This is a genomic window from Herbiconiux sp. A18JL235 (assembly GCF_040939305.1).
Lineage (GTDB): Bacteria > Actinomycetota > Actinomycetes > Actinomycetales > Microbacteriaceae > Herbiconiux.
In genome coordinates this window covers 1,834,469-1,853,146 of sequence record NZ_CP162511.1, presented here as the reverse complement: position 1 = coordinate 1,853,146, position 18,678 = coordinate 1,834,469, and the positions used below count along the sequence as shown (strand labels likewise).

The 18,678-nt window shown below is 71.9% G+C and carries 19 protein-coding genes; 3 read left to right on the top strand and 16 right to left on the bottom strand.

Annotated elements, in window-relative coordinates:
* Positions 1–15 precede the first annotated feature (15 nt).
* The 8 genes from ABFY20_RS08585 to add all read right to left on the bottom strand — a co-directional run bounded on the left by ABFY20_RS08585 (position 16) and on the right by add (position 9,151).
* Positions 16–756: a GntR family transcriptional regulator gene (locus ABFY20_RS08585; RefSeq protein WP_368499516.1), complete on the bottom strand. Its 741-nt coding sequence runs from the start codon at positions 754–756 to the stop codon at positions 16–18.
* Positions 753–1,673: an ABC transporter permease gene (locus tag ABFY20_RS08580; RefSeq protein WP_368499515.1), complete on the bottom strand. Its 921-nt coding sequence runs from the start codon at positions 1,671–1,673 to the stop codon at positions 753–755. Before ABFY20_RS08580 ends, ABFY20_RS08585 begins: the two co-directional genes overlap by 4 nt.
* Positions 1,670–2,845: an ABC transporter permease gene (locus ABFY20_RS08575; RefSeq protein ID WP_368499514.1), complete on the bottom strand. Its 1,176-nt coding sequence runs from the start codon at positions 2,843–2,845 to the stop codon at positions 1,670–1,672. The genes ABFY20_RS08580 and ABFY20_RS08575 overlap by 4 nt, the downstream gene beginning before the upstream one ends.
* Complete coding sequence (locus tag ABFY20_RS08570; protein WP_368499513.1) at positions 2,842–4,641, bottom strand: adenine deaminase C-terminal domain-containing protein; 1,800 nt, start codon at positions 4,639–4,641, stop codon at positions 2,842–2,844. Before ABFY20_RS08570 ends, ABFY20_RS08575 begins: the two co-directional genes overlap by 4 nt.
* A complete protein-coding gene (locus ABFY20_RS08565) occupies positions 4,638–6,236 on the bottom strand; it encodes an ABC transporter ATP-binding protein (protein WP_368499512.1) in 1,599 nt (532 codons plus the stop codon). The genes ABFY20_RS08570 and ABFY20_RS08565 overlap by 4 nt, the downstream gene beginning before the upstream one ends.
* Positions 6,236–7,258, bottom strand: coding sequence for a BMP family ABC transporter substrate-binding protein (locus ABFY20_RS08560; protein ID WP_368499511.1), 1,023 nt, complete (start codon positions 7,256–7,258; stop codon positions 6,236–6,238). Before ABFY20_RS08560 ends, ABFY20_RS08565 begins: the two co-directional genes overlap by 1 nt.
* A 64-nt stretch (positions 7,259–7,322) precedes the next feature.
* On the bottom strand, positions 7,323–8,015 hold the full coding sequence (locus ABFY20_RS08555; protein ID WP_368499510.1) for a hypothetical protein: 693 nt from the start codon (positions 8,013–8,015) through the stop codon (positions 7,323–7,325).
* Positions 8,012–9,151, bottom strand: a complete 1,140-nt coding sequence (gene add / locus ABFY20_RS08550) for an adenosine deaminase (protein WP_368499509.1) — start codon at positions 9,149–9,151, stop codon at positions 8,012–8,014. Before add ends, ABFY20_RS08555 begins: the two co-directional genes overlap by 4 nt.
* Before the next feature lie 197 nt (positions 9,152–9,348).
* Between add and ABFY20_RS08545 the strand changes: the two genes are divergently transcribed.
* Positions 9,349–9,849: a nucleoside deaminase gene (locus ABFY20_RS08545; protein WP_368499508.1), complete on the top strand. Its 501-nt coding sequence runs from the start codon at positions 9,349–9,351 to the stop codon at positions 9,847–9,849.
* A gap of 8 nt (positions 9,850–9,857) precedes the next feature.
* Here the strand turns inward: ABFY20_RS08545 and ABFY20_RS08540 are convergent, their stop codons facing one another.
* Entirely contained in the window at positions 9,858–11,051 is a 1,194-nt protein-coding gene (locus tag ABFY20_RS08540; RefSeq protein ID WP_368499507.1) for an amidohydrolase family protein, read from the bottom strand.
* A 74-nt stretch (positions 11,052–11,125) separates the two neighbouring features.
* On the opposite strand from ABFY20_RS08540, the gene ABFY20_RS08535 reads away from it, so the two are divergent.
* A complete protein-coding gene (locus tag ABFY20_RS08535) occupies positions 11,126–11,584 on the top strand; it encodes a PPC domain-containing DNA-binding protein (RefSeq protein ID WP_368499506.1) in 459 nt (152 codons plus the stop codon).
* On the opposite strand, the gene ABFY20_RS08530 is transcribed toward ABFY20_RS08535, so the two are convergent.
* Genes ABFY20_RS08530 through ABFY20_RS08505 form a run of 6 tightly spaced genes read right to left on the bottom strand, consistent with a single transcriptional unit; the run spans position 11,499 to position 16,398 of the window.
* Positions 11,499–12,344, bottom strand: coding sequence for a creatininase family protein (locus ABFY20_RS08530; RefSeq protein ID WP_368499505.1), 846 nt, complete (start codon positions 12,342–12,344; stop codon positions 11,499–11,501). The genes ABFY20_RS08535 and ABFY20_RS08530 overlap by 86 nt on opposite strands.
* 40 nt (positions 12,345–12,384) lie before the next feature.
* On the bottom strand, positions 12,385–13,812 hold the full coding sequence (locus ABFY20_RS08525) for an amidase (protein ID WP_368499504.1): 1,428 nt from the start codon (positions 13,810–13,812) through the stop codon (positions 12,385–12,387).
* Positions 13,813–13,844: 32 nt separating this feature from the next.
* Positions 13,845–14,435, bottom strand: a complete 591-nt coding sequence (locus tag ABFY20_RS08520; protein WP_368499503.1) for an N-acetyltransferase family protein — start codon at positions 14,433–14,435, stop codon at positions 13,845–13,847.
* Between the two features lie 9 nt (positions 14,436–14,444).
* Positions 14,445–15,137, bottom strand: coding sequence for a uracil-DNA glycosylase (locus tag ABFY20_RS08515; protein ID WP_368499756.1), 693 nt, complete (start codon positions 15,135–15,137; stop codon positions 14,445–14,447).
* Positions 15,138–15,151: 14 nt separating this feature from the next.
* Complete coding sequence (locus ABFY20_RS08510) at positions 15,152–15,895, bottom strand: peptidase S51 (RefSeq protein WP_368499502.1); 744 nt, start codon at positions 15,893–15,895, stop codon at positions 15,152–15,154.
* Entirely contained in the window at positions 15,892–16,398 is a 507-nt protein-coding gene (locus ABFY20_RS08505; RefSeq protein WP_368499501.1) for a phosphoribosyltransferase, read from the bottom strand. The genes ABFY20_RS08510 and ABFY20_RS08505 overlap by 4 nt, the downstream gene beginning before the upstream one ends.
* Before the next feature lie 42 nt (positions 16,399–16,440).
* Between ABFY20_RS08505 and ABFY20_RS08500 the strand changes: the two genes are divergently transcribed.
* Positions 16,441–17,898 carry an MFS transporter gene (locus ABFY20_RS08500; protein WP_368499499.1) on the top strand — a complete coding sequence of 486 codons (1,458 nt, stop codon included), beginning with the start codon at positions 16,441–16,443 and terminating at the stop codon, positions 17,896–17,898.
* Here the strand turns inward: ABFY20_RS08500 and ABFY20_RS08495 are convergent.
* A complete protein-coding gene (locus ABFY20_RS08495; protein WP_368499498.1) occupies positions 17,888–18,658 on the bottom strand; it encodes an SDR family oxidoreductase in 771 nt (256 codons plus the stop codon). The genes ABFY20_RS08500 and ABFY20_RS08495 overlap by 11 nt on opposite strands.
* Positions 18,659–18,678: the final 20 nt, after the last annotated feature.

The following is an 18,678-nucleotide window of genomic DNA, read 5'->3' as shown; positions in this document are numbered from 1 at the left end:
GGGGTGCGCCCGGGGTCAGAACTGGTAGCGCGCCGTCGAGAACACCTGCGGCGGCCGCACGGTGCGCATCATCGAGTACGAGACGGTCTTGGGGTCGTGGAGCTCCCGGGCGTGGAACAGGCGGCGCCCGCTCAGCCCGATCCCCACGATGTCGAGGGTGAGCACCGGCGTGCCCACGGGGTGCTCGAACAGCGCTGCATCCTGTTCCCCGAGCACCTCGGCCGACGGGGTCGCCACCTCCCAGGCGACCGCCTCGCCCCACACCCGCGTGGCGGCGGTGTAGATCGAGTCGCCGAGGTCGACCTCGTCGCGCGGGAACGGAAGCGGCATGATGCTGAACGCGAGCATGGCCACGGCGCCGTCGGCGCGCCAGCGCTTCACGATGCGGGCGGCGGGCCGCCCGGGCTCCACCATGAGCAGCCCCGCGCTCTCGGGCGGCATCGGCACGTCGGCGATCTCGAGCACGTCGACGCTGCTGGCGTAGCCGAGCTGGCGCAGCAGAACGCTGTACTCCAGCTGGTCTTCGAACCGCACGCTCATGCGGGTGGCCACGGGGTCGACCTCGGTCGCCGCACCCTGCCGGCGCAACACCACGCCCTGCTGCTCGAGCGAGGCGAGCACATCGCGCACCTGGCGGCGGGTGCAGCCGACGCGCTCGGCGAGCTCGACCTCACCGGGGAGGGTGGAACCGGATGCCGCGGCATCGCGCACGAAGCGCAGCACCCCGGCGAGCACCCGCTGGTCTTCGTCGGTCATGTCGTTCTCACCTTCGTGCTGCGGTACAGCCTCCGCAGCTGCCGGCGTGACGTGATGACGAGCACCACGAGGGTCACCACATACGGTATCGATTGGTAGACCTCGCTCGGGAGGGTGAGCGCCGTCGACTGCGCCAGCAGCGCGAAGCTCTGCAGGAAGGCGAACAGCAGGGCGCCGAGCGCGATGCCCACGGGGCGGCTGCGGCCCATGATCACGATGGCGAGCGCGATGTAGCCGCGGCCGGCGGTGATGTCGGGGGTGAACGATCCGATCGTGCCGATGGTGATGACGGCGCCGCCGAGCCCGGCGAGCGCTCCCCCGATGAGGAGCGCCGACGCTCCGGTGCGCTCCACCCGCACCCCGCGGAGGGCGGCGGAGGCCGGGTCGGTGCCCACCGCCTGCACGGCGAGACCGAACCGGGTGAACCGCATCACGGCCCAGGCGACGACGAGCAGCAGCGCGGCGAGGTAGACGAGGGGACTCTGCCCGAACAGGATCGGGCCGATCACCGGGATGTCGGCGAGGGGGCCGAGACCCGTGCGCGGGACGGTGGGCACGGTGACGTTCGTCTGCCCGCTCGGCACCCAGAGCTGGAACAGGTAGGTGCTGAGGCCGAGGCCGAGCATCGTGACGCCGAGGCCCACGACGATCTCGTTGGCGTGCAGCCGGTACACCACGAGGTTCATCCCGACGGCCAGGAGGAGCCCCACCGCGATGCCGGCGAGGAGGCCGACGAGGGGCCCGCCGAGGCTCGCGCCCCACACGCCCGCGAGAGCGCCCATGATCATCATGCCCTCGATGCCGAGGTTGATGCGGCCCGCGCGCTCGACGAAGCCCTCGCCGATGCCGGCGAAGACGAGCGGAGCGGCGAGGGCGAGGGTGCCGGCGAGGATGGCGACCCAGAGTTCGACGGTCACGGGCGGCCTCCTTCGTTCTCGGCCTCGACCAGCGTTCCGATGGTGGCCTCGTGGGCGGCGCCGCCGCCGGGCGGCTCGGCCGAGAGCACCGTCGGGTCGTCGGCCGCCTCCTTCGCGCCCACGGGCCGCACGGCGGCGGCGGGGTTGCGCTGGTAGGCGGCGATGCAGGCGACACCGATGAGCAGCACGCCCTTGATCACCTCGGCGATCGAGGCGGGCACGGTTCCGGTCGCCGACTGCATGCCGACCGCGCCCGCGGCGAGCGCCGAGAAGAACAGTGCGGCGAGCACGATGCCGACGGGGGCGAGGCCGCCGAGGAGGGCTACCGCGATGCCGGAGAAGCCGACCCCTCCCGAGACCGAGTTGAGCAGCCGGTCGTTGACGCCGGCCACCTGGATCCAGCCGACGGCGCCCGCACCGATCCCCGAGATCAGCATCGTCGAGTAGACGGTGCGCGAGCGGGTGGCGCCGAGCCGGAGGGCGAGCTTGGGGCGGCTCGCGAAGACGGTGAGGCGCGTGCTGGCGGCGGAGCGGTTCCACAGCACGAGCAGCACGGCGATCACGACGACGAGCAGGATGCCCCAGTGGGCCCGGGTGCCGGGGAGGAGCGGGGGCAGCGAGGCCGCCTCGGGCAGCTTCGCGCTCTGCGGCGTGGCGGTCTGCTCGGGGGTGGCGAGCCAGGTGCGCAGGGTCCAGCCGAGGAAGCCGGCGGCGAGGTAGTTGAGCAGCAGCGTGCTGAGGATCTCGTTCACCCTCCAGCGCACGGCGAGAAAGGCGGGGAGAAGGGCCGTCGCGGCGCCGCCCGCAGCGCCGGCGAGAAGACCCACCGGCCAGAGCACGAGGCTCGGCGCCGCCCCCCCGAACAACTGGTCGACGGCGAACACGGACCCGGTGGCGGTGATGGCCCCGATGATGATCTGCCCCTCGGCGCCCACGGAGAACACTCCGGCGCGGAGGGCCGGGATGAGGGTGAGAGCGACGATGCCGATCGGTACGGCGCCGACGAGCACCTCACCCACCCGGTAGGGCGAGCTCGACACCCCCTCCACGAGACCCTGGAGTCCCTCCAGCGGGTCGGCGCCGGCGAACAGGATGAGCGCCCCGGCCGTCACCAGCACGACGGCCACGACGGCGGCGGTGAGCAGCCAGCGCTGCCGGTCGAGCGACCTCACGAGCCGTGCCCCTCGTGGCCGCAGCGGTCGACGTGACCGGGCAGCAGCACGTCGACGAACGACTGCGAGGTCGTCTCGATGAGCCCGAGCTCGGTGATGCCGAGGTCGGGCACGACGTACAGGCCGACGAACGACAGGATGATGTAGGGCGACGGGATGGTGCAGCCGAGTGCGTGGGTCGCCTCGTGCCCGGCCCGCAGCGCCTCCGCCGTCTCCTCGAACGGGGCCGCGCTCATCATGCCGCCCACCGGCAGCGGCACCCGCCCCACGACCTCGCCGTCGGCGACGGTGACGAAGCCGCCCTGCATCGCACGGAGCTCTTCCACCGCCTGCAGCATCGATGCGTCGTCGACGCCGACCACGGCGATGTTCATATTGGGGCAGTTCATGGTGATCGCGATGGCGCCGCGGCTGAGGCCGAAGCCCTTCACGAAGCCCAGGCCGGTCAGCGCGTCGCCGTGGTGGCGGTCGACCACGGCGATCTTCAGCACGTCGTTCGCGGTGTCGGTCTGCACGAGTCCGTCGACCACCTCGAGCTCGGCCTCGAAGGCGTGCTTGAAGTAGCCCTTGTACATCTCCATCGCTCGCACCCGTGCCGTGTCGCCGGGAGCGGGGAGCGCGAACATCTGCGGGTCGAGCATCTCGGGGAGCCGTACCGTGTCGGTCATCCAGGCAGGGAGCGCATCCGTGTTGGCGAACAGGGCTACGCCGTTGCGGGCGACGACCCTGCCCTCCACCACCACGACCGAGGGTCTCACCTCGGCGAGGTCGGGGATGAGCTGCAGGTCGGCGAGGCGCGACGGGGCGAGCAGCCCGAGCACCTGGTCGAGCCGGTAGTACGCGGCGGGCTGGGTCGTGGCCATGCGGTAGGCGAGCTGGGGGTCGACCCCGAACCGGATCGCCTGCCGCACGTGATGGTCGATGTGCCCCTCGGTGTGCAGGTCGAGCACGTGCTTGTCGTCGGCGCAGAAGCAGAGACTGCGAAGGGCGGGGGCGACGCGGTCGAGGTCGGCGAAGATGGGGACGGTGTTGTCGGTGAGCGAGGCACCCATGACGGTGATCATCGCCCCTAGCCGCACCCGCTCGAGCACCTCGTCGACGGTCGAGGAGTTGTGGTCGTCGCCCACCCCCGCGGCGAGGTAGCCCCAGAGCGACTCCTCGGTCTGCGCGGCGGTGTGGCCGGTGATGCGGCGGCCGGCGACGAGCGCCTCGCGGAACCTGCCGGTCGACTCCTCGCCGTAGTCGAAGGGGTTGCCCTCGCCGAGGTTCGTCGTCACCTGGTCCCAGAGCCGGGAGCGCACCTCGGCCTCGGGGATGACGGCGCCGCCCCGCTCGAGCTCCGGCGAGCCGGGGGTCTTCGGCGACACCTGCTGGAAGATGTGCAGCGGCGTCGAGGTGCGAAGCAGCTCGTCCATGCCGCGGGTGCCCCACACGTTCGCGGCGCCGTTCGGGTCGGTGAGCACCGTTCCGGTGCCGCGCGCCACGCTCAGCCGGCCGAGTTCGCCCGGGGTGAGATTGGTGTACTCGATGTGCAGATGGGCGTCGATGAAGGTCGGCACCACGTGGCATCCGGATGCGTCGATCTCCTCGACCGCGTCGGCGACATGCCCCCAGGGCGTGAGGGCGGCGATGTGCCGGCCGGCCACGAGGATGTCGCGCTCCAGCCACTCCTCGGTACCCGGGGACTGCACCAGGCCGCCGCGGATGACGAGGTCGGGCAGCTCGGCCCCGACCGCCACGGCGCGGAGCCTGCCGAGCTCGGCAGCCGTCGGGTAGAGATCGGTCTTGTCGGTCATGGGAGCTCTCTCTCGAAGCCGGCGGGCCGGGCGGCGCCGGCGGGGCCTTCTGGTTCGCCGGGGGCCCCGGATGCGGCGGGGTCGTCGTATGCGGCGGGGTCGTCGGCGAGGCCGGCCATCGCCCGCCCGAGGCGGTCGGTGGTGGCAAGGGCTGCGGGGAGGTCGGCCACCAGCCGCCCCCCGAACATCACCACGATGCGGTCGGCGACGGCGAGCACCTCCTCGAGGTCGTGCGAGGCGATGACGACCGCGGCGCCGGCGGCGGCCTGCTCCACCAGCCGGTTGCGGATCGCCTGCGCCGCCCGCAGGTCGAGGCCCTGTGTCGGGCCGTAGGCGAGCACAGCGCGGGGCGCGGTGTGGGGCCCGAGCTCCCGGGCGGCGAGCAGCTTCTGCTGGTTCCCGCCGGAGAGCCCCGAGGCCTGCAGTTCGGGGCGGGCCGGGCGCACGTCGAACGCGCCGAGCACCGCCTCGACGTCAGGGCGGGTGCGGTCGCCGGCGGCGGCGCCGCGCGCCGCCGAGTAGAGACCGAGGTTCTCGCGCAGCGAGAGCCCGGGCACGAGGGCTTCGGCGCGCTCCTCCGGAATCCAGGCGAGCCCGCCGTTCAGCAGCTGAACCGCGGAGCCACCCGGCGCGCATCCCTCGAGGGTCACCGTGCCCTGGTCGGGCTGTACGAAGCCGCCGAGCACGTCGAGCAGCAGGTTCTGTCCGCTCCCGGCGACCCCGGCGATGCCGAGGATCTCGCCCGAGCGCACCTCGAGGTCGACCCCCTCGAGGCGGGCGTCGCGGGTCGACCCGGCGACGATGCCCCGCGCCGACAGCACGACCTCGCCGAGGGTGCGGGGCGTCTTCGCCGGCGCGGGAGGCAGCTCGCCGACCATGAGGCGGGCGATCTCGCCCGAGTCGAGGCCGGTGGCCGAGCCGTGGTGCACCCCTTCGCCGTGCGAGAGCACCGTCAGGTCGTCGGCGACCTGGCGCACCTCGTCGAGGCGGTGGGTGATGAGCAGAACCGCCGTGCCGAGGTCGCACAGCGACCGGAGGTGCTCGAACAGTCCGCCGACCTCGAGCGGACCGAGGCTCGCGGTGGGCTCGTCGAGGATGAGGGTGTGAGCACCCTCCGCCAGCGCCACCACGATCTCGCCGAGCTGACGGTGGGCCTGGGTGAGTGACGAGGTGGGCGCGTCGAGATCGACCTCCACCCGGGCGCGATCCAGGGTGCGGGCGAGCAGCGCGCGCGCCGAGCGGCGGTTCGCCACGCTCCGCGGCCCCACCAGTAGGTAGTTCTCGACAAGGCTCAGCTCGCCGACGAGGCTGAGCTGCTGCGGCACCATGTTGATGCCGCGACGCTTGGCCTCGCTGCGGTCGCGCGGCGCGAACGGCGCCCCGCCGAGCGTCATGGCGCCGGAGGTGGGACGCTCGATTCCGGCGAGCACCTTGGCGAGCGTCGACTTGCCTGCGCCGTTCTCGCCCACCAGGGCATGCACGGCGCCCGGTCGCACGACGATCGACACGTCGCTCAGAGCGGCCACAGGGCCGAAGCTCTTGGAGATGGACCGCGCCTGCACGACGCGGTCCATCTCCTCGGAAGACGAGACCATCAGCCGATCGTGACGGATCCGTCGCCGATGCTCGCGATGAGCTCCTCGACCTTGCCTGCGACATCGTCGGAGACCTTGCCGTCGACGGTGTTGACGGGCTGGTACACAATTCCGCCGTTCTGAACAGTGGACGTCACGCCCTTGCCGCCGAACTTCCCTGCGGCCACCTCGTCGACCCAGGCCTTCACGATGGGGTACATGTCGAGGTCGACGGTCGAGACGTTGGTGGCGAGGGCCGCCTCGCCCGCGGCGGAGGAGACGCCGATGCTCAGCACGCCGGCGTCGGCGGCGGCCGATCCGACCCCCGTCGCGATCCCGTCACCCGTGGTGTAGACGAGCTGGGCGCCCTGGCCGACGAGGCCCGTGGTGGCCGCCGCGGCCGCCTGCGCGTCATCGAAGCTCCCCGCGTAGACCACGGGCAGCAGGGTGGCGGAGGGGTTGGCCGCCGTCACACCCTGCTGGAAGAACGCGTCGGTCGCCTTGATGAAGTCGAGCTCGAGGCTCTCGACGCGCCCGATCGGAGTCGCGCCGGTGAGGCCTGCGATGTACCCCGAGAGGTAGCCGACCTGGGGGGTGTCGTAGGTCCAGGTCTCGACGTTGTCGGTGTACTTCTCCAGGATGTCGGGGCCACCGGATGCGGTGAACTCCACGTCGGGGAACTGCTCGGCGACCGAGAAGATGGCGTCGCCCAGCTCGATGCCGTGGCCGATGACGAGGTCGTAGCCCTGGCTGGCGAAGTCGGCGATGACCGGTTCGCTCTCGGCGGGGTCGGACATCTGGTCGCGCAGCTCGTACTCGATCAGCCCCTCGTCCTGCAGCTTCTGCAACGCGTCGGCGAGCGACTGGTTGAAGGCGCCGTCGTTCGTGTTGCCTGGGGTGAGCGCGCCGACCTTGATGACCTCGGAGGCGGAGGTGGCCGCCCCCGTCGAGGTGCCGGAGCTGCTGGAGCTGCACCCGGCGAGGCCGAGGGCTGCGACTGCGGTGAGAACGGCTCCGGTGAGGAGTGCTCCGCTTCTTCTCATGGTGTTCCTTTCGGGAGGTGGTGCGGGACGTGGTGCGGTGGGTGTGGTGCGGTGGTGGTGCGGGTCAGCGCGGCTGATCGACGAGCCCGTCCGCGAGGGTCGGGCCCACGAAGGCCGAGCTGGGGGTCGACCAGTGCCCGAGGAGGGCGCCGGTCGCGATCGAGAAGCAGGGGTCGAGGCCATCGACGGTGGGTGGAGAAGCCGGGTAGAGCATCCGGTCGGAGACGCACACCACCGGGTGGCCGTGGAGGGTGCGCGCGGTTCCGGTGGCGTCGGCGGCGAGCACGCCCCGCTGCAGGGCGCCGAGCAGCGCGGCTTGGGCGAGGAAGCCGCGGAGGCCGGGGTCGTCGGCGCACTCGGCTGCCGGCTTCGTGCAGCCCTCCATCCAGCTGACGCGGCCATCCGGGTCGAGCTCGACGGCACCGTGCTGCACCCCCAGGGCGCTCTCCCCCTGCGACTCGACGTCGATGGTGAGCGTGAAGCGGTCGCCGTCGCGGAGCGAGGTGATGTGCTCGACATACAGCGGCTCCGACTTCGTGCCCGAGACGGCATAGCCCGTCGGCCACGCCGCGGCCACCGGCGCGAGGGCGATCGACGCCCCGTCGGGCACGGCTGCAGCCCCGGCCGCCGGCCTGCCGTCGCCGTCGCCCGCGACGGCGCTTCCGGCCGCCAGGAGGAGCACCGTCACCAGGGTCGCCGCCGCGACCACCGAGACGACGGCGGGAACGACGGCACGCGGAAGGGGGCGAGCGGTCACGGCACCGGCTCCGGGTCCGGCACCGTCGTGGAGCGGGTGAGCGCCTCGGTGGCGTCGGTGAGCTCGGCGAGCAGGTCGCGCTTCAGGTCGTCGTCGGCGAACGACGCCCTGATCGACTCGGCCGCGAAACCGGCCAACGCTGTGAGGTCGTAGCCGAACACTCCCGCGGCGACAGCCCAGTCCTCGTCGAGGGTGCAGCCGAGGGGCGCCGGGTCGTCGGTGTTGATCGTCACCCGCACCCCGGCGGCCGCGAGGCGGGGCAGCGGATGCGACGCCCAGTCGGGGTAGACGCCGAGCGTGATGTTGGAGCGGGGGCACAGATCGAGCGGGATGCCCTCGTCGGCGAGACGGCGCACGAGCACCTCGTCCTCGATGGAGCGCACTCCGTGGTCGATGCGCTCGGCGTGCAGGTGGTCGAGGGCGTCCCACACCCCGTCCGGCCCGCTCGACTCCCCCGCGTGCACGGTGCGGTGGAGCCCGCCGGCCTCGGCGAGGCGGAACGCCGCGCGGAACTTCTCGCCGGTGGGGCCGCTCGCCTTCTCGTCGCCGTCGACGCTCAGCGCCACGACGCGCCGGGGTCGCCGCTCGAGCAGCGCGCCGACCGCCTGCTCTGCTTCGGGCGCGGTCTGCGTGCGCAGCAGCGAGTAGGCGATGCCGGTGACGCACAGGCCGTCCTGCTCGGCCTCGTCGAGCCCGGCGGCGAGAGCCTCCATGAGGGCGACCTCCCGGCCGCGCCACGCGCTCCAGTGGGTGGGATTGACGATGACGTCGGAGTAGCGGATGCCCGACGTGGTCTGGCGGGCGGCGAAGGAGTAGGCGATGCGCGCGGCCTGCTCGGGCGTGCGCACGAGACCGCACTGCCAGTCGAGGAAGCGCAGGAAGCCGGTGAGCCCGGCGCCGCCGACCCCCCGGCCGGTGCCGCCGGTGGTGACCTCGGGCATCGCGAAGGAGTCGTGGGTGCTCACGTCGAAGATGGTGGCGGCGGGCCCGGGAAGGGCGACGCCGTTCTCCTTGGCCAGGGTCAGCAGGTCGACGAGCGCGAACGTCCCCTCGAGGTGCACGTGCACCTCGGCCTTCGGGAGCAGCCGGATGTCCTGTTCGTCGACTCGAACCTCGGCGGGGACGTGCGCGGGCATGGTGACCTTTCGGGAGGGAGAGCGGCTCGCGGACTGCGGCGCGACAGCAGGCTAACCCGCGCGCTCCACTTGTGAACAAGTTGAGCGCAAGTTGTTCCACGACGGTAACGGGGCCGTAACACACCGACGCATTTCCGGTGTTCGATGACATCGTGAAGACTTGTACAGCACGTCTTGTGCACAGGTGGGAGGACTCCATGGACGACCAGACGACGACAGCACTCGACACCGCCGACGCGGAATTCCTGCGGGAGAGCCTCCGGGTCGCCGAACTCTCGCGTGCAGACGGCCGGCATCCCTTCGGCGCCATCGTCGTCGACGCGGCGGGCACCGTCGTGGCGTCGTTCGGCAACAACTCCCTCCCGCCCGAGGGCGACCCCACCCAACACGCCGAGATGCGGGCGGTCGCCGCCGCCTTCCGCAACCTCGGGACGGACGGCATGGTCGGCAGCACGCTGTTCACCAGCGCCGAGCCCTGCGCGATGTGCTCGGGAGCGGTGTACTGGACGGGCATCGACCGTGTGGTCTACGCCCTCTCCGAGCGGCGCCTCCTCGAACTCACCGGAGACCACCCCGAGAACCCGACCTTCTCGCTCCCCTGCCGCGAGGTGTTCGCCCGGGGCCAGCGCGCCATCGCCGTCTCGGGCCCGCACCTCGAGGAGGAGGCGGCCGCCGCCCACCTCGACTTCTGGAACTGACGGATCGCTCAGTCGGGCAGGGAGCCTGCGAGCAGTCTCCCCCGGCTCACCACGGCGACGATGCTCTCCGCGGTCAGCTCGCCGAGGTCGCGCCACGGCCTCGCCCGCACCACGACGAAGTCGGCGGCGTACCCCGGCTCGACCAGGCCGAGCCGATCGCCGAGGCCGAGGGCGTCGGCGGCATCCGAGGTGCCGGCCACGAGCGTGCGCTCGTCTGACCAGCCGAACGCGGTCTTCATCGCCCTGAGCTCGTCGAGCTGCCCGCCGTGCCGCACGAATCGGCCGTTCGCATCGGTGCCCAGCACGAAGCGCACGCCCGCACGCCCCGCCGCGAGAAAGGCGGGATCGCGCCCGTCGATCGCCTCCCTGGCCTTGGCCGCGGCATCGGGCCTGATGCCGTCGCCACCCCGCGCGACCAGGTCGTTGATGAGCAGCGTCGGTGCGACCGGGATACGCGAGGCGACGAGCGCATCGAACTGCCGGGGGACGATGCCGGTGGCGTGCTCGAGCGAGTCGACGCCCTCCTCGAGGGCGATGTCGATCCCCTCCTCGGTGTGCGCGTGGGCGGCCACGAGCATCCGCAGGGCGTGGGCCTCGTCGACGGTCGCTGCGATCTCGGCCCGGGTCTGATTGCGCCAGCCGACCCGGTCGCCCATCGAGAGGATGCCCCCGCTGGTGTAGATCTTGATGCCGGTCGCACCCTCCCTGGCCCACTGACGCACGAGACGGCGGCACTCGTCGGGCGAGTCGGCGACCGGCGGCCGGTTCGCGAAACGGGGAGGGGTGAACAGGTCTCCATGGCCCGCGGTCATGCCGACCGGGCCGCTGGCGAGCAGACGCGGGCCGTCGACCACACCCTGGTCGAACGCGCGGCCGACGGCGATCTGCACGGGCGACGCGGCCAGGTCGCGCATCGTCGTCACACCGAACGAGGCGAAGCGAAGGGCGTGGGCGACCACGTGCACCGCCTTCTCGGCGTCGGGCGTGACGAGGGGCCACGAGTCGCCCGCGCCCGCGCCGTCGAGCACGCTCGTGTCGAGGTGCACGTGGGTGTCGATGAGCCCAGGGATGACGGCGAGACCCGGATGCCGATCGTCGGCCGAAGCCGCCTCCTCGATGCGATCACCGGCCCAGCCGAGGCGCACGGCGCCTCGTTCCTCCCGGCCGTTCCACAGCGTGATCCCGTCGAGAACGCGAGTCATGGGGGCTCCTGTCGGCAAGTCGTGAGACGACTACGCTATCGGTCGGCGGAAGAACCCCGCCCGGGAGGATGCCCATGTTCGCGGCCATCGCCGAGACCGGCCGCACGGTGCTCGCCGTGCTCGAACCCGGAGACGGGGTGCTCGAAGGCCTCGCCGAGGCGTGCTCCCGGTTCGGCATCGAGAACGCGGTCATCCCCGTCTTCCTCGGCGCGTTCAGCGAACTCGCGTTCATCGGCGCCCCGGAGCCGCCCCTCGACGAGGACGAGCCGATGACGTCGGCGACGGTGGTGCGCAATTGCGAGGGTCTCGGCTCGGGCACGGTGACGAGCGGGCCGGAAGGGCCGCAGATCCACCTGCACGCCTCCGTCGGGGCCAAGGGCGAGTCGGCTCGCGCGACCGCGGGGCACGTGCTGCGCGGCACCGTGCAGTACCCCGTCGAGGTCGTCATCACCGAGGTGCTGTCGCCCGCCCTCTCGCGCCGCCGCCCGAACGACCGCGCCCGGGGCATCGCGACGCTCCACTTCGAGGGCTGAAACAGACCGGAGACTCGCCCGCGGGCTCGCTCACGCCCGGCCGCGGTGAGAGTCGATCTCCTCGATCGCCCGAGCGACCACGAACGAGATGATCGTCTCGCCCTTCGCCGCCGTCGAGGCGCGCGGGTCGCCGAACACCCCGCTCGGCGAGAGGGTGTCGAAGGGGATCGGCCGCGTGCCGAAGTCGGCGGGCAGCTCGGGGTAGGCCGCTTCGTAGCGCTCCGGCCGCCAGTCGAGGTTCGAGAGCGAGCACCATCGAGGTCTCGAGCTCGTCGGCGTGGCAGAGACCGGGTGCCGCCCACGGCGATTCCTTCACCGCGTCGCCCACCTCGACGAGGCCCGGGTAGTCGAGCACCAGCACGTCGCCGTCCGCCGCCAGGGCGGCAGCCGCGGCGTGCACGGGAGCCCGGTTGCCGTAGTCGCCGTTGACGATGACGAGGGTGGTGACGCCGAACGACCAGACCGCTTGGGCGATGTCGGCGCAGAGGGCGCTGACCGTCGAGGGCTTCAGCGACACCGTTCCGGGGAAGGCGGCATTGTCCCAGGTGCTGCCGTAGGAGACGGGCGGCAGCAGAAGGGCGGAGTAGTGCTCGGCCAGCCGCTCGGCGACGGCGGTGCACTGCAGGGTGTCGGTCGAGAGCGGGAGGTGGGGCCCGTGCTGCTCCAGCGCGCCGAAGGGCAGGAAGGCGAGCGTGCCGCCCGACGCGACGTGGTCTCGCACGTCGGTCCAGCTCGCCTCGGCGAGTCTCAGCAACGTCATGCCCTCACGATAACGCCCGTGCCGCGACGGCCGGCCGAGCTCACCACTGCGGGGGGTGCATCCGGTCGCCGTGCAGGCGCCGCTCGAGCTGGCGGGCGAGGGAGAGAAGCGTCGCCTCTCCCCCGGGCCGGCCGATCAGCTGGGCGCCCATCGGCAGACCCCCGGCCGTCTGCAGCACCGGAAGCGTGATCGCGGGCAGGCCGCTCACGTTCACGAAGGAGGTGAACGGGGTGAAGAGCACCTGCTGCTCGAAGTTGCGCTCTCCGTCGTCGGGGTCGTACCAGCCGAGCGGCCGCGGCGGGAGGGCGAGAGCGGGCGTGAGCACGGCGTCGAAGCGGCTGAGCTGGGCGATCAGCGAGCGCTCGTAGAGCGACAGCGTGCGCAGCGCCCACGCCAGCTCGGAGGCCGGCAGGGCGCGACCGCGGTGCATCAGCCAGCGCGTGAGCGGCTCGAGCAGGTGCTCGTTCGAGTCGTCGGCGGGCAGCTGCGAAGCGCCCGCCTGCCAGATCACCCGGAAGGCGCGACCGTAGTCGGGGGCCGGGTCGAGGGCGAGCTCCTCGACCCCGTGCCCGAGAGCGTCGAGTCCGCTCCGGGCGGCATCGAGCGCCGCACGCGCCTCGGGTGAGACCACGATCTCGTAGTCGGTGGCCCACGGTGTGTCGGTGGTGACGCCGATCTGGAACCTGCCCTCGCCCCGCACGGCCGCACCGAGGAAGAGCCCGTCGTCGTCCTCCGGTGGCCGCAGCGTGTGCGTGAAGGCGATGCGGTCGCCGCGGCGTTCGATGAGCCCGTCGAGGAGGAACGCAGCGTCGGTGACCGTGCGGGAGATCGGGCCCGCCACGGGCAGCCCGGCGAGCGCGTCGAGGCCGGAGCCGGCGGGAACGAGCCCGCGCGACGGCTTGAGGCCCACCAGCCCGCAGGCAGCGGCCGGGATGCGCACCGACCCGCCGCCGTCGGAGCCGGGAGCGAACGGCACGAGCCCTGCCGCCACGGCGACCGCAGCCCCGCCGCTCGACCCGCCTGGGCTGAGCGCGGTGTCGTAGGGATTGCGGGCGGGCGGGGCGACGAGCGTCTCGCTGTGGCTCGGCAGCCCGAACTCCGGCGTCGCCGTCTTGCCGAGGCTGACGGCTCCGGCGGCGTCGACGCGCAACGGCAGGGCGTCGCTCTCGTCGGGCACGAAGTCGGCGAACAGGCGTGAGCCGAAGGTGGTGCGCACCCCGGCGCGTCGCCACAGGTCTTTGTCGGCGAGCGGGAGGCCCCAGAGCGGCGCCGTGCGGTCGTCGGAGGCGTCGAGCGCCCGCGCGCGCTGCCGGGCGGCCTCGGGCGTGACCGTGACGAAGGCGCCGAGCTCGGGGTCGATCCGCTCGATGCGCTCCAGGTAGTGGTCGACCAGCTCGAGCACCGAGAGCTCTCGGCTCTGCAGCAGTCGGTACTGCTGCAGAGCCGTCAGCTCGTGGATCCGCACCATCCTCAGAGCCTAGGGCGTGTCGTCGGCGCCGCCTACTTCAGCGACTTCTGCAGCAGCACCGTGCCGAGCCAGTGCCCGAACTTGAAGCCCACCCGGCCGAGCCGTCCGGCCTCCTTGAACCCGAAGCTCTCGTGCAGCTTGATGGAGGCCTCGGCGCCCTGGTCGGCGATCACCGCGAGCATCTCCTTGATGCCCGCCTGCTTCGCCCGCACGATCAGTTCCCCGAGGAGCGCCCGCCCGAGACCCTTTCCCGTCGCTGCCGGGCCGAGATAGATCGAGTTCTCGACGGTGCGCCGGTAGGCGGCCTTCTGCTTCCAGGCCGAGACGTAGGCGAAGCCGAGCAGGGTGCCGCTCGGCGAGACGGCGACGAGGAACGGGTAGTTCTGCTTCCTGGTCCAGGCGAACTTGTGCCGCCACTCCTTCAACGTCATCGCGTCTTCGTCGAAAGTCACCACGGTGTTCGCGACGTAGTGGTTGTAGATCTCCCTGACGTACGGCAGATCGGTCTCCACCGCATCCCGGATCGCGTACTCGAAGGGAACCTCGAGCGGTGGCTTCTCGGTGGTGGCGGGGCGCAGCCGACGCGGCAGCTCGCGGCGCGGCTGATACTCCTCTTCCAACATGCGTCAAGCCTACCGAGCGCGCCAGTCGACCGCCGGGGCACCCTGGGCGGCGAGCAGCTCGTTCGCCCGTCTGAACGGCCTCGAGCCGAAGAAGCCGCGGCTCGCCGAGAGGGGGCTCGGATGCGCCGACGAGACGTGAGGCACGTCGCCGAGCATCGGCACGAGTCCCGTTGCGTCACGCCCCCAGAGAATGGCCACGAGCGGCAGCTCCCGGGCGACCAGCACGCGGATGGCGTGCTCGGTCACCTCCTCCCACCCCTTGCCTCGGTGCGAGGCGGGGGTGCCGGGGCGCACGGTGAGCACGCGGTTGAGCAGCATCACGCCGTTCTCGCTCCAGGCGGAGAGATCACCGTGCTCGGCGGGCGGGATGCCGAGGTCGTCGTTGAGCTCCCGGTAGATGTTCGACAGGCTCCGCGGGAGCGGGCGCACGTGGCGCTCGACGGCGAACGACAGGCCGATGGGATGCCCGGGGGTCGGGTAGGGGTCTTGCCCGACGATGAGCACCCTCACCTCCGACAGCGGCGCTCGGAACGCCCTCAGCACGTCGGGGCCGGCGGGGAGGTAGCCCCGCCCGGCCGCGTTCTCGGCGCGCAGGAAGTCGCCGAGCGCGGCTATCCGGGGTGCGACCGGCTCGAGTGCCTCCGCCCACCCCTGGTCGATCGACCCGGCGGCGGCGAGTTCGGGAAGAGAGAGCGCGGGCACGGGGTGGTCTCCGGTCACGCCTCGGAACCGGGCTCGGCGTCGGCACCGACAGTCGACACGCGAACGCTGCCCGAGTCGGGAGTGACCTTCCAGACGCTCCCCCGGCCGGCGACGCGCAACGGACCCTCGCCGATGATGAACGCCGTGTGCTCGTCGATCGCCACACCGCCGTCGACGAGGCCCGCCTCCGTCGCGGCGATGAGCCGCGAGACGGTTCCCCACTGGGCGGCGTGCACGTCGACGGCGAGGTCGATGAGGCCGATGCCGGGCGCGACGGTGAGCTGCTCGAGGTCTTCGGAGGCCTCTTCGGCGCCGATCTCGACGGAGTCGATCTTCCAGCCCCCGACGAGGGCCTGCTCGGCGGCGATCGCCGCGCCGGCCGAGAAGCCGAGATAGGGCACTCCGCCCGCCACCAGACGGCGGAGCTCGCCGAAGGAGGGCTCGAGCGAGGTGCGGTAGGCGGGGGTCAGACCGCCCCACACCACGATGCCGTCGGCTCCGTCGAAGACGCCGGGCTGGATGGGCGCGTTCTCGGCCGCGAGCACGGCCACGGGCTGGATCTTGCCGAGCTGCGAGAACGCGGCGACGATCTCGGCGAAGCGCTCGGCGGCGTCGCCGTCGCGCACCAGCACGACGGGGAGGGTCGCACCCTCGAGCTTGCCCGCTGCCTCGGCGTGGGCGGCGATCTCGGCGAAGAAGCGGCGGTAGACGACGTCGTCGTCGATGGGCCAGCCCCCGCCGACGAGGTGGATGCTCATGCGGCGCCCACCGGGGGCAGCGCCGACCAGGGGAAGACGATCCACTTGTCGGTGGTCTTCCAGTGGAAGTCGGGGGCGATCACCGAGCGCGGCTTGATGTAGAGCGTCGCCGAGCGCACCGTGATGTCGACCTTCTCGAGCAGCTCCACCACCAGGGCGAGGGTACGGCCCGAGTCGGCCACGTCGTCGACGAGCAGCACGCTCTTGCCGATGAGGGGTTCGTTGTCGAGCAGCGGCGGCAGGATGATCGGCTCCGGCAGCGTCTCCTCGATGTCGGAGTAGAACTCGACGTTGAGGCTGCCGCAGCTCTTCACCCCGAGCGCGTAGGCGAGCGCTCCGCCGGGGATCAGCCCGCCGCGGGCGATCGCGATGACGAAGTCGGGGCGGAAACCCGAGGCCACGATGTCTTCGGCGAGCGAGCGGGTGGCGTCTCCGAAATCGGAGTAGCTGAGCACCTCGCGCTCGGGCGCTGCGGTCGTGTCGGCGGTGTCGGTCTCGCTCATGCGACAACTCTATGGGGTGCGCGAATGCCCTAACATCCGATCATGACGTCGACACTGCGCGGTTCGATCGGCATCACCGCCTCCCTCATCGGGTTCCTCGCGCTGGTCGAGGTGACGAGCGGCATCATCCAGGGCTTCTACGTCCCGCTCATCCCCGACCTGGTCGACCACCTCGGCATCGTCGACGCCGACTTCAACTGGTTCGAAGCCGCGCAGCTGCTGCTCTCGGCGATCGTGGTGCCGGTGCTGGCGAAGCTCGGCGACATGGTGGGCCACAAACGGATGCTCCTCCTGGCCACGGTGGTGACCGCCGGCGCCAGCTGGTGGCTGGTCGCCGCGGGCGACTTCACGAGCTTCCTCATCGCCTGGGCGCTGCAGGGCTTCTACGTGGTCTGGCTGCCGCTCGAGGTCGCCCTCATCTTCGACCGCGGCCGCCGCAGCGGGCGGGGCGCCGCGCAGACCAGGCGCGCCGCCGGCCTCCTCGTCGTCGCCCTCGAGGCCGGCGCGATCGCCGGTGCACTCGCGAGCGGCCGTGTGTTCGACGCCGTCGGCGGGAACGTCGCCCTCACCCTGATGGTTCCTGCCGTCGCCGTGACCCTCGTGTTCTTCGTCATCCTGTTCGGAGTGCCGGAGTCGACCCCGTCGCCCGGGCGACGCCTCGACGTCGTGGGGTTCACCCTGCTCACGCTCGCTCTCCTGCTCATCACGAGCGGCTTGACGTTCGTGCGCATCAACGGGCCGGAGACCTGGTGGGTGTGGCTGCTCGTCGCCGCCGGCATCCTCATGTTCCTGCCTTTCGGCGCCTGGGAGCTGCGCACACCCGACCCGGCCATCGACCTGCGGATGCTCCGCCGGCCCACCATGTGGCCGGTGCAGCTCACCGCCGGTCTCATCGGCATCAGTCTGCTGGGGGCCCAGGCCCCGCTCAGCACCTTCGCCGGGACCGATCCGGTGAACGGCTACGGCCTGGGGCTCGACGCCAGCTCCATCTCGAACCTCATCGGGCTCTACCTGGTCTCGATGATCGTCGGCGCTCTGCTGTTCCCCGTGGTCTCGAACCTCACCACGCCGCGCATCACCCTGATCGGGGCGGCGGCGCTCGTGGGCGTCGGCTACGCCCTCTTCCTGCCCTTCCACGTGGAGACCTGGCAGGTGTTCGTGAACATGGCCGTCGCAGGAGTCGGCTCCGGCGCCCTGGTCGGCGCGATGCCGGCGGCGGCCGCCGCTGCGGCACCCATCGGCCAGACCGGCATCGCGTCGGCCCTCACCAACACCACGAAGACCATCGGCGGGTCGTTCGCTTCCGCCGTGTTCGGCGTCGTGCTGTTCCAGGGCGCGTCGAGCGCGGTGACGGCCACCGCATCCAGCCTCTCCGGCTACATGACCGTGTGGGCGGTGTGCGCCGGGGGCGCGTTCGTGGCGGCGGTGATGCTGCTGTTCGTGCCGAAGCTCGCCTTCGGCGACCCGCAGCAGCCCACCGCCGCGCTGCCTACTCCTTGACCTTCAGCTCGCCGCGGGCGACCTTGTACACCGCCGACTGCGCCACCGGCTTGATCACCACCAGGTCGAGACTCACGTGCGGCGGCATGGTGAGCATCGCCGTGATGGTGGCCGCCACGTCGTCGGCGCTCAGCGGGTCGGGCACATTCGCGTAGACCGACTCGGCGCGATCCTGGTCGCCCTTGAAGCGGTTGAGCGAGAACTCCTCGGTCTTCACCATGCCCGGAGCGATCTCGAGCACGCGGATGGGCTCGCCCGAGAGCTCGAGCCGCAGCACGTCGACGAGCGAGTGCACGGCGAACTTCGCGGCGTTGTACCCGCCACCGCCCTCGTACGACCAGTGCGCGGCGGTGGAGCTGACGGTGAGGATGTCGGCCGAGCCGCCCGGCTCGACCGAGGCTCGAAGCAGCGGCAGCAGCGCGCTCGTCACGCGCCGCACGGCGAGCACGTTGACGTCGAACATCCACTGCCAGTCGGCGGTCGAGCCGTTCTCCACCGAGTCCATCCCTGCCGCGCCGCCGGCGTTGTTGACCAGGGAGCTCACTCCGCCCGTCGCCGCCAGATGGTCGCGCAGCGCCTCGACGTCGGCATCGGAGGTGACGTCGGCGACGAAGTACTCCGCGCCGGTCTCCTCCGCGAGCTCCTTCAGCCTGTCCTCGCGACGGGCCACACCCACCACCGACCACCCTGCGCGGCGGAGCGCGCGCACCGTCGCTGCTCCGATACCCGAACTCGCTCCCGTGACCACTGCGCGCTTCATCGACGTCCTCTCACGACGAC

What these genes read in the sequence shown, in the direction of transcription:
- ABFY20_RS08585 (WP_368499516.1), bottom strand. Translation starts at nt 756, where the DNA reads ATGACCGACGAAGACCAGCGGGTGCTCGCCGGGGTGCTGCGCTTCGTG.
- ABFY20_RS08570 (WP_368499513.1), bottom strand. Translation starts at nt 4,641, where the DNA reads ATGACCGACAAGACCGATCTCTACCCGACGGCTGCCGAGCTCGGCAGG.
- ABFY20_RS08565 (WP_368499512.1), bottom strand. Translation starts at nt 6,236, where the DNA reads ATGGTCTCGTCTTCCGAGGAGATGGACCGCGTCGTGCAGGCGCGGTCC.
- ABFY20_RS08560 (WP_368499511.1), bottom strand. Translation starts at nt 7,258, where the DNA reads ATGAGAAGAAGCGGAGCACTCCTCACCGGAGCCGTTCTCACCGCAGTC.
- add (WP_368499509.1), bottom strand. Translation starts at nt 9,151, where the DNA reads ATGCCCGCGCACGTCCCCGCCGAGGTTCGAGTCGACGAACAGGACATC.
- ABFY20_RS08545 (WP_368499508.1), top strand. Translation starts at nt 9,349, where the DNA reads ATGGACGACCAGACGACGACAGCACTCGACACCGCCGACGCGGAATTC.
- ABFY20_RS08540 (WP_368499507.1), bottom strand. Translation starts at nt 11,051, where the DNA reads ATGACTCGCGTTCTCGACGGGATCACGCTGTGGAACGGCCGGGAGGAA.
- ABFY20_RS08535 (WP_368499506.1), top strand. Translation starts at nt 11,126, where the DNA reads ATGTTCGCGGCCATCGCCGAGACCGGCCGCACGGTGCTCGCCGTGCTC.
- ABFY20_RS08530 (WP_368499505.1), bottom strand. Translation starts at nt 12,344, where the DNA reads ATGACGTTGCTGAGACTCGCCGAGGCGAGCTGGACCGACGTGCGAGAC.
- ABFY20_RS08525 (WP_368499504.1), bottom strand. Translation starts at nt 13,812, where the DNA reads ATGGTGCGGATCCACGAGCTGACGGCTCTGCAGCAGTACCGACTGCTG.
- ABFY20_RS08520 (WP_368499503.1), bottom strand. Translation starts at nt 14,435, where the DNA reads ATGTTGGAAGAGGAGTATCAGCCGCGCCGCGAGCTGCCGCGTCGGCTG.
- ABFY20_RS08510 (WP_368499502.1), bottom strand. Translation starts at nt 15,895, where the DNA reads ATGAGCATCCACCTCGTCGGCGGGGGCTGGCCCATCGACGACGACGTC.
- ABFY20_RS08505 (WP_368499501.1), bottom strand. Translation starts at nt 16,398, where the DNA reads ATGAGCGAGACCGACACCGCCGACACGACCGCAGCGCCCGAGCGCGAG.
- ABFY20_RS08500 (WP_368499499.1), top strand. Translation starts at nt 16,441, where the DNA reads ATGACGTCGACACTGCGCGGTTCGATCGGCATCACCGCCTCCCTCATC.
- ABFY20_RS08495 (WP_368499498.1), bottom strand. Translation starts at nt 18,658, where the DNA reads ATGAAGCGCGCAGTGGTCACGGGAGCGAGTTCGGGTATCGGAGCAGCG.